Source organism: Nocardiopsis salina YIM 90010, from assembly GCF_000341025.1.
Classification (GTDB): Bacteria; Actinomycetota; Actinomycetes; order Streptosporangiales; family Streptosporangiaceae; genus Nocardiopsis; species Nocardiopsis salina.
This window is the reverse complement of the sequence record NZ_ANBF01000016.1, coordinates 1-7,933: the sequence shown is the minus strand read 5'-3', so window position 1 is coordinate 7,933 and position 7,933 is coordinate 1. Positions and strand designations below refer to the sequence as shown.

The 7,933-nt window shown below is 70.6% G+C and carries 9 protein-coding genes; 7 read left to right on the top strand and 2 right to left on the bottom strand.

The window, feature by feature from the left end; all coding sequences use genetic code 11:
* Positions 1 to 135 precede the first annotated feature (135 nt).
* Both D474_RS0101685 and D474_RS0101680 read right to left on the bottom strand, forming a co-directional pair.
* On the bottom strand, positions 136 to 783 hold the full coding sequence (locus D474_RS0101685) for a DUF305 domain-containing protein (protein WP_017611866.1): 648 nt from the start codon (positions 781 to 783) through the stop codon (positions 136 to 138).
* An 82-nt stretch (positions 784 to 865) separates the two neighbouring features.
* Positions 866 to 1,324, bottom strand: coding sequence for a DUF6153 family protein (locus D474_RS0101680; RefSeq protein WP_239646977.1), 459 nt, complete (start codon positions 1,322 to 1,324; stop codon positions 866 to 868).
* A 200-nt stretch (positions 1,325 to 1,524) separates the two neighbouring features.
* On the opposite strand from D474_RS0101680, the gene D474_RS0101675 reads away from it, so the two are divergent.
* From D474_RS0101675 to D474_RS0101645, 7 genes are all read left to right on the top strand, one after another.
* Positions 1,525 to 2,946, top strand: coding sequence for an N-acetylmuramoyl-L-alanine amidase (locus D474_RS0101675; protein ID WP_026118085.1), 1,422 nt, complete (start codon positions 1,525 to 1,527; stop codon positions 2,944 to 2,946).
* 141 nt (positions 2,947 to 3,087) lie between these two features.
* The gene (locus tag D474_RS0101670; RefSeq protein WP_017611863.1) at positions 3,088 to 3,924 is read left to right on the top strand and encodes a nitrilase-related carbon-nitrogen hydrolase; all 837 of its coding nucleotides are present in this window, start codon (positions 3,088 to 3,090) and stop codon (positions 3,922 to 3,924) included.
* A gap of 70 nt (positions 3,925 to 3,994) precedes the next feature.
* Complete coding sequence (locus D474_RS0101665) at positions 3,995 to 4,822, top strand: DUF6282 family protein (RefSeq protein WP_152476573.1); 828 nt, start codon at positions 3,995 to 3,997, stop codon at positions 4,820 to 4,822.
* Between the two features lie 100 nt (positions 4,823 to 4,922).
* Positions 4,923 to 5,702: an IclR family transcriptional regulator gene (locus D474_RS0101660; RefSeq protein ID WP_017611861.1), complete on the top strand. Its 780-nt coding sequence runs from the start codon at positions 4,923 to 4,925 to the stop codon at positions 5,700 to 5,702.
* A gap of 137 nt (positions 5,703 to 5,839) precedes the next feature.
* Entirely contained in the window at positions 5,840 to 6,760 is a 921-nt protein-coding gene (locus D474_RS0101655; protein ID WP_017611860.1) for an alpha/beta hydrolase, read from the top strand.
* Positions 6,761 to 6,764: 4 nt separating this feature from the next.
* Positions 6,765 to 7,412 carry an ABC transporter permease gene (locus D474_RS0101650; protein WP_017611859.1) on the top strand — a complete coding sequence of 216 codons (648 nt, stop codon included), beginning with the start codon at positions 6,765 to 6,767 and terminating at the stop codon, positions 7,410 to 7,412.
* Between the two features lie 16 nt (positions 7,413 to 7,428).
* Positions 7,429 to 7,933: ATP-binding cassette domain-containing protein (locus tag D474_RS0101645; protein ID WP_017611858.1), on the top strand; the 505-nt coding region annotated here is incomplete at its 3' end.

The following is a 7,933-nucleotide window of genomic DNA, read 5'->3' as shown; positions in this document are numbered from 1 at the left end:
GGGCCGACTCCTTCTTCGGCCTTNNNGCGACAGCACCACTGGCTGCGCCCACCCGTCACCCGCCACCGCCCTCAACGTACGCCTGGCGGCGCAGCAGCCGGCCGGAGCAACGGAAGGCGTCCACAAATCAGAACACTAGTGGCCCTCGTGGCCGTCCTGGTCGCCGCTGCCCTCGTCGTCCTCCCTGCCCTCGGTGTCGTCCCCGGAGGTGTCGTGGCCGAGCATGCCGTGCATCTGCTCGATCTCCTCCTCCTGGGTGTCGACGATCTCCTCGGCCAGCTCCCGGGCCTCGGGCGAGGTGCCGTCCTCCAGGACGGTCTCGGCCATGTCGACCGCGCCCTCGTGGTGCTCGATCATCAGCTCCAGGAAGAGGGTGTCGAACTGCTCGCCTTCACTGTCGGCCAGCTCCTCCATCTGCTCGTCGCTGAGCATCCCGGCCATGCCGCTGTGGTCCATGTCCTCGCCGGAGTCCTCGCCCCAGTCCTGCAGCATCTGCTGCATCTGCTGGATCTCCGGACCCTGGGCGTCGCGGATCTCGTCGGAGAGCTCCCCGACCTCCCCGCCGGCCCGGTCGTCGGCCAGGTCGGCCATCTCCACGGCCTGCTCGTGGTGCGGGATCATCATCTGGGCGAAGTGCACGTCGGCCTCGTTGTACTGCTCCTGCTCGGCCGAACCGGAGCCGGGGGAGTCCTCGTCACCGGTGGCCTGCCCGCACGCGGCCAGTGCCAGGGTGGTTCCGAGCGCGGCGGCCGCGCCGTTGAGGACGTGCTTGAACTTGATCATGGTCGTCTTCCCTCGTCAGGTCTTCTGCGGATGCGTGTGCGCAGGCGGCGCCGCGTCCCGGTCGGTGCGGGCCGCCGGGCATCTACACCCGGAGGATCTGCAGGCAGGAGAGCGACGGCTTGTTCTCGGCCTCCACCCCGGAGGGGTCGAAGGCCCGGACTTGGGGCGTCCAGCTCGGCGGGGTCTGGGGCCAGGGGGTGACCACGGTGGTGGCCGCGCCGGGGTTGACCGCGGTGAACCCGCCCAGGGTCGGGCACATGTCGGTCGGATCGAGATCGGGCAGATCCTCCTGGGCGGCGTACTCGGCCCACGGTGCGGCGTTGTGCCCGCCCGCGGGTTGAGCGCCCCCGGTGTGCTCGTCGGGCGAGGACCCGCCCGCGTGCGAGGCCGCGGAGAGGTGACCGCCGTGGCCCGAGCCCTCCGCGTGGCCGAGCGTGTGCATGGCCGAGAAACCGAAGAGCAACAGGGGGAGCAGGAGCAGCCTGATCCACACGTGGCCCCTACGGCCCCGCGTGCGCGCTGCGTTCCTGTTCCCGCTCATGCGGTCATCGTATATGCCCCAACCGGGTATCAGTATCAGGGGTCGGCCACAGCCTCGGCGGATGGAGCCGGAAGTCCGTGCTCGCAGGCGATGTCGGCGATTATCACCGACCGGAGCGGGTAGGGCACTGTGTGCACTTCCCCTTCCCCCGGCACGAGACCGTGACCGAAACCTCCCGTCCTCCCGAAGGGGCGAATCACATGCCCGAACCAGACAAGCTCCAGTGGCGCTCCGACCTGGGATGGCCCGCCCAGTCCCCGGCCGACCAGGCCGATCCGAAGGACGGCCTGGTCGTCCACTACGACAGCGCCGACCAAGGACTGGCCGACGAGGAGCACAGCGCCTGCGAGTCCTACTGGAACAGCACCCGCGATTTCCACACCGGTCCCTCCCGCGGCTGGGTGGACATCGGTTACTGCGTCGACGAGGCCACCGAGATCCTCACCGAGGACGGGTGGCGCACCTTCCGTGAGCTCGGGGCCGACGATCTCGTCCTCACCCTCGACCACGGAACCGGGCTGTCCCAGTGGCAGCCGGTGCAGGCGGTCAACGTCTTCCCGGCGATGCCGCGCACGCTCGTGCGCATGGAAGGCCGCGACCACTCCTCCCTCACGACCGACCAGCACCGCTGGCCCGTCGAGCGCGTCGGTGCCACCGCGGGTCCGGTGGACGCCTCCGCCACCCGCCACTGGGCCACGACCGCCACCCTCGACGGGACGGACCGATTGGTGTCCGCCGCACCTTGTGCCGACGTTCCGAGCGAGGCCAAGTGGACCGACTCCCTCGTCGAGGCGGTGGCCTGGTACTGGGCGGCCCCCTCGCCGGACGGCATCGATTCGGGTTCTGCTGCCCGCATCCGTGCCGCCCTGTACGCTCTGGCGGACGGCCCCGCGCACTGGTCGGAGACCCGTGAGGGTGACCGCTCCGTCTTCCACGTGTCGGAGCCGATCACCGAGGTCCTGGAACGGCATGCTCCCGCCCGCGTGCCCGCGCCCGTGTTCCTGCGTGCCCTCACCCGGGCCCAGCTCGACCTGTTGCTCAACACGGCAGAAGGGCTCGACACCCGCCCGAGCCGGAGCAGTTCCCAGGCCATCGACGCGTACCAGTACGCGGTCGCCCTTGCGGGCCGTTCCAGCACCTTGCAACACGGCCCCGGGGGACACCCGGCCGTGCGCTCGGCGGCCGAGACGACCGTTGACGTGGACGGGGAACTCTCCATCACGCGGGAGGTCCACGACGGGCACATCTGGTGCCCGACCACGCCCAACGGCACCTGGCTCGCAAGGCGTGAGGGCACGGTGTACTTCACCGGGAACTCTTTCATGGCGTGTGCCCACGGCCACGTCATGGAGGGGCGCGGCCTGTTCCGCACCCAGGCGGCCCAGCCCGGCGGCAACACCACCCACTACTCGGTGACGCTGGCGACCGGACCGAACGACACGATCACGCCCGAGCAGATCAATGCCGTGCGCCAGCTGCGCGAGTGGCTCATGGAGCCCGAGTCCAGCATCGCAGGCACGGTCCTCGGCCACCGCGACTTCGTTTCCACCTCCTGCCCCGGGGACGAGGCCTACGGGATGGTGGAGGACGGCACCTTCACCGAGGACGCCGAGTGGGAGTGACCGAAGCCGGTCAACGCTGACCTGCGCGGGGTCCGTGGTGCGGGCCCCGCCGCGGGGCGGTTGTCGTGCGCGCAACCGCCCTTGCCTCCACGGTCGGAGCGCCGCTAGACATGCGCGACCGACGAGCGTGGAGGAAGCCCTATGCGTGTGGCCATCGCACAGACCGACTGCCGGTTGGGCCGGGTCGAGGACAACCTCGAGAAGGCCCGCACACAGGTGGAGGAGGCGCACGCACGGGGCGCTGATCTCGTGGTCCTGCCCGAGTTGGCCCTGCACGGATACGCGCTGGGCCGACTGGACCACGACACCGCCCTCGAAGCGCACGACCGGGCCCTGCTGAGCTTGGCAGAAGTGGGCCCCGACGTGCTCGTGGGCTTCTACCAGCGCCACCGGTTGCGCTACTTCAACTCCGCCGCCTACCTCTCGGGTGGGCGGACCGTGCATCTTCAGCACAAGCTCTACCTGCCCAACTACTTGATGTGGGAGGAACGCAAGCACTTCTTCCCGGGCCGCAGCCTGCGGGCCTTCGACGCGTGCGGGGCCCGGATGGCCACGCTCATCTGCAACGACGCCTGGCAGCCGATGCTGCCGTGGTTGGCGGCCCAGGACGGGGCCGAGGTCCTGTTGGTGCCCACCAACAGTGCCGCCGTGGGCGGGATCGACGGCGACGAAGGGCCCTTGGACAACAGCACGTACTGGCGCGACCTCGTGCACCACTTGGCGCGCATGCAGCAGTGCTACGTGGTCATGGTCAACCGGGTCGGCAGCGAGAACGGCGTCTCCTTCTGGGGCGGATCGCGTATCGTCGACCCTTTCGGCCAGGTCGTGGCCGAGGCGCCCCTGGACGAAAGCGCCCTGGTCACCGGTGACCTGGATCTGGGAGAGGTGCGCCGGCTGCGCCACCGTCTGCCGCTGCTGCAGGACCCCCGCTTCGGGCTCCTGTCCCGGGAGCTGCAACGCCTGACCGCCGAGCTCTGAGCAGGAGAGGCGGTTGCCCTGGTCGCAACGGCGCTTGTGGCCCGGGCAACCGCCTCCGATGCTGTGGGGCATGTTCGATCTGCATGTCCACGCCGCACCCGACGTCGTCGACCGCCGCCTGGACGACGCCGCCACCGTCGAAGCCTACGAACGCGACGGCTACACCGGATGCGTGCTCAAGGCCCACTACGAATCGACGGTCGGCCGTGCCCACGCCGCCGGACGGAACCGAGGCGTACGCGTCCTGGGCGGCCTGGCACTGAACCAGCACGTGGGAGGGGTCAACCCGGCAGCGGTCGAGGCCGCTCTCGCAGCCGGGGCACGCATCATCTGGTTCCCCACCGCCGACGCTCTCACCCAGCGCCGGGCCGGGCTTCCGCGCCTGTGCGGTCTGCGCCCGGGCCTGTCCGAGCACACCTACGCCCTGCCTCCCGTGGACCCTTCGACCGAGACCGCCGCACGCGACATCTGTGCCCGCATCGCCCGGTACGACGCCGTCCTGGCCACAGGGCACATCAGCGTCGAAGAGGTCGAATGGCTCCTGCCGGTTGCTTGGGAGGCCGGTGTCACCAGGATCCTGCTGACCCATCCCGCCTACACGGTTCCGGGCATGTCGGCGGAGCAGGCACGGCGCTTCACCGAACGCGGTGCCCTGGCCGAGATCACCGCGTTCCAGCTCTTCCACCAGCCGCGGTGCACGGCCGCGGACCTGGCCGAGTTCGCCCGAGGGGTGGGGCTGGACCGCGTCGTGCTCAGTTCTGACGCAGGCCAGCCCGATTCCCCGCCGGCCCCGCAGGCGCTGCGCATCCTCATCGACGCGCTCGCCGGCCAAGGCCTGGACCGCGAAGCCCTGCACGCCTCAGCCGGAGCCGTTCCAGAGCGCCTGTTCGATCACTGAGCGTGCCCGTTGCGTGGTGCGACCAGCGCATTTCGTGGTTTTGTTGTCGGTCGGGCAACTCTTGTTGCGAAGAAGGTGTGGTCCGCTTCACTATTTGGTCATGACAGCGGAGAGCACATCCACCGTCCAGCGCACGGCGAACATCCTGCACGCCTTGGGCGCCTCCGACGTGACACCGGAGAGCGGCTTGGGCGTGGTGGAGATCGCGCGCCGGGTCGGCCGGGAGAAGAGCCAGGTCTCGCGGGCGTTGAAGGCGCTCAGCGAGGTCGGGTTCGTCGAGCGTGATCCGCACACGCTCACCTACCGGCTCGGATGGCAGTTCTTCGCCCTGGCCAGCAACGCCGGGCAACAGCGGCTGCGCACGGTCGGGCCGCCGGTGCTGCGCCGGTTGGTGGGCACCGTCAAGGAGGCCGGTTACCTCAGCGTGCTGTGTGACCGCTCGGCCCTGACGGTGCTCTCCGAGAGCCCCGGACGTGCGGTGGAGGCCGTGGGCTGGGTGGGCCGTACCACCCCGCTGCACAGCACCTCCACCGGCCGGGCCCTGTTGATGGACCGGACCCCGGAGGAGACCGGGCACCTGCTCGCCGGGACCGACTTCTCCGACGCGGGTCCGGGGGCGCCCAACGGCCTCGACGACCTCATGGAGCGCACCGCACGTGCGCGCCGCACCGGTTACGCCGTTGCCGACGAGGAGTTCGAGTCGGGACTGGTGGCCGTGGCCGCGCCCGTGCGCGATTTCAGCGGACGCGTGGTCGCGGCGGTCAACGTCTCCGCGCCCAAGTACCGGGCCGGGGGCGACCTCGAACGCCTGGGGCGTGTCGTCTCGGCCGCGGGGCACCAGCTGACCTCGGCCATGAAGGGCCGGGGACGACCCGCCTGAACCTGGGCCCCACCGGGGCCGACATCCCACCCGGACCGGCGCCGTGGGGCGCCCCCACCTGCCAACACCACACCAGGATCCGGTGCACACCGCGCCGTTTCCTCTGCGACTCCTGCCCTGACACGGAAGGACCCGTCATGCCCACTCGTCCCCTGCCCTTCTTCGCCAACGGACTGCGGTTGGACGCCGATCTCCACCTGCCCGACGACGGGGGCGCGGGCGCCCCCTACCCGGTGGTCGTGCCCTGCTCGGGCTACCAGGGACTCAAGGTCATCCACCCCGAGCGTTTCGCCCGCGCCCTGACGCGTCTGGGGTATGCGGTCGTGGCCTTCGACTACCGCGGGTTCGGGCTCAGCGAGGGTGAACGCGGGCGTCTGGTGCCCCAGGAGTGGGCCGAGGACGTGCGCGCCGCCGTGGACCGCGTCGAGGGCGAAGAGGACCTGGACGCCTCGCGCATCGGCCTGCTCGGTTGGGGCCTGGGCGGCGGTGTCGTGGTCGCCGAGGCCGCTGCCGACGAGCGCGTGGCCGCCGTGGCCGTGTGCAACGGCATCGGTGACGGGGCCCGTTCCACCCGCGCGATGCACGACGACCGGACCTGGAACAGCTTGGTCGAGCGGGTGCGCGGGGACCGTGTGCACCGGGCCGTGCAGGGCCGTTCGGAGATCACGGTGCCGTGGGACATCGTGCGCCTGGACCTGGACGACCGCACCGACGGCTACGTGGGCGACGAGCTCTACCGGGCCCCCGGGTTCGGTACCGGTGTGACGCTGGAGTCGGCCGACCGGCTGCTGCGTTTCTCCCCCGAGGAGCAGGCGCACCTGATCTCGCCGCGGCCGCTGCTGGTGGTGCACGGCGAGGAGAACCGCCTGCACCAGCCGGAGGAGGCCCGTTCGCTGTACGAGCACGCCGGCGAGCCCAAGGAGCTGATCATGCTCGAGGGCAAGGGCCACACCGAGTGGATGTTCGACGACGACCCGACCTTCAACGAGCTGGTGGGGCACCTGGACCGCTTCTTCGCCTCTGCGCCGGCCCTGCGCCCCACCGCGGGGACCGAGTGACGGTATGGGTTTCTGGGAGTTCACCGCCGACACCTATCCGGAGGTGCTCGGTGCCACCGCAGAACACATCGTCCTGGTCCTCCAGGGGTTGGCGGCGGCGCTGGTCGTGGCCGTGCCGGTGGCCGCGCTGACCTACCGGACCCGTGTGCCTCGCGGGGCGGCGCTGGGGATCGCCGGCATCGTGCTGACGATCCCTTCCTACGCCCTGTTCGGGCTGCTCATCGCCCCGCTGGGGCTCGGGACCGCCCCGGCGATCGTGGCGCTGACCCTGTATGCGTTGTTGCCGATCATGCGCAACACCATCGTGGGACTGCGCAGCGTGGACCCGGCGGTGGTGGAGGCCGGACGCGGGATGGGGCTGAGCCGCGGGCAGATCCTGCGGACCATCGAGCTGCCGCTGGCCTGGCCGGTGATCATCACCGGTCTGCGGGTGGCCACGCAGATCCTCTTGGGCATCGCCGCCATCGCAGCGGCGGTCAACGGGCCCGGCCTGGGCAACCTCATCCTGGAGGGCCTCTCCAGCGCCGGGACCCCCTTCGCCGTCTACCTCACGCTGCAGGGCACGCTCGGCATCGTCGTCCTCGCGGTGCTGTTCGACCTGTGTTTCGCCGTCCTCGCCCGTTTCACCACTTCGAGGGGGATCCGTGTCTGAGAGCCCACCGCGCCCCATGATCCGTCTGACGGGGCTGACCAAGCACTATCCGGGCCAGGCCGAACCGGCCGTGGACCACTTGGACCTGGAGGTGCCCGAGGGCGAGATCGTGGTCTTCGTCGGCCCTTCGGGGTGTGGCAAGACCACGACGATGAAGCTGGTCAACCGGCTCATCGAGCCCACCTCCGGCCGGATCGAGATCGACGGCCGCGACGTGACCGAGGTCGACCCCGACCGGCTGCGCCGGGGGATCGGTTACGCGATCCAGCAGACCGGGCTGTTCCCGCACCGCACGGTGGCCGACAACATCGCGACCGTCCCGCGCCTGCTGGGGTGGGGCCGTGAGCGGGTCGCGGCCCGTGTGGACGAGCTGCTGGCCAAGGTCGGCCTGGACCCGGACACCTACCGGGACCGCCACCCCGGTCGGCTCTCGGGTGGGCAGCAGCAGCGTGTGGGTGTCGCCCGGGCGTTGGCCGCCGACCCGCCGGTCCTGCTCATGGACGAGCCCTTCGGCGCCATCG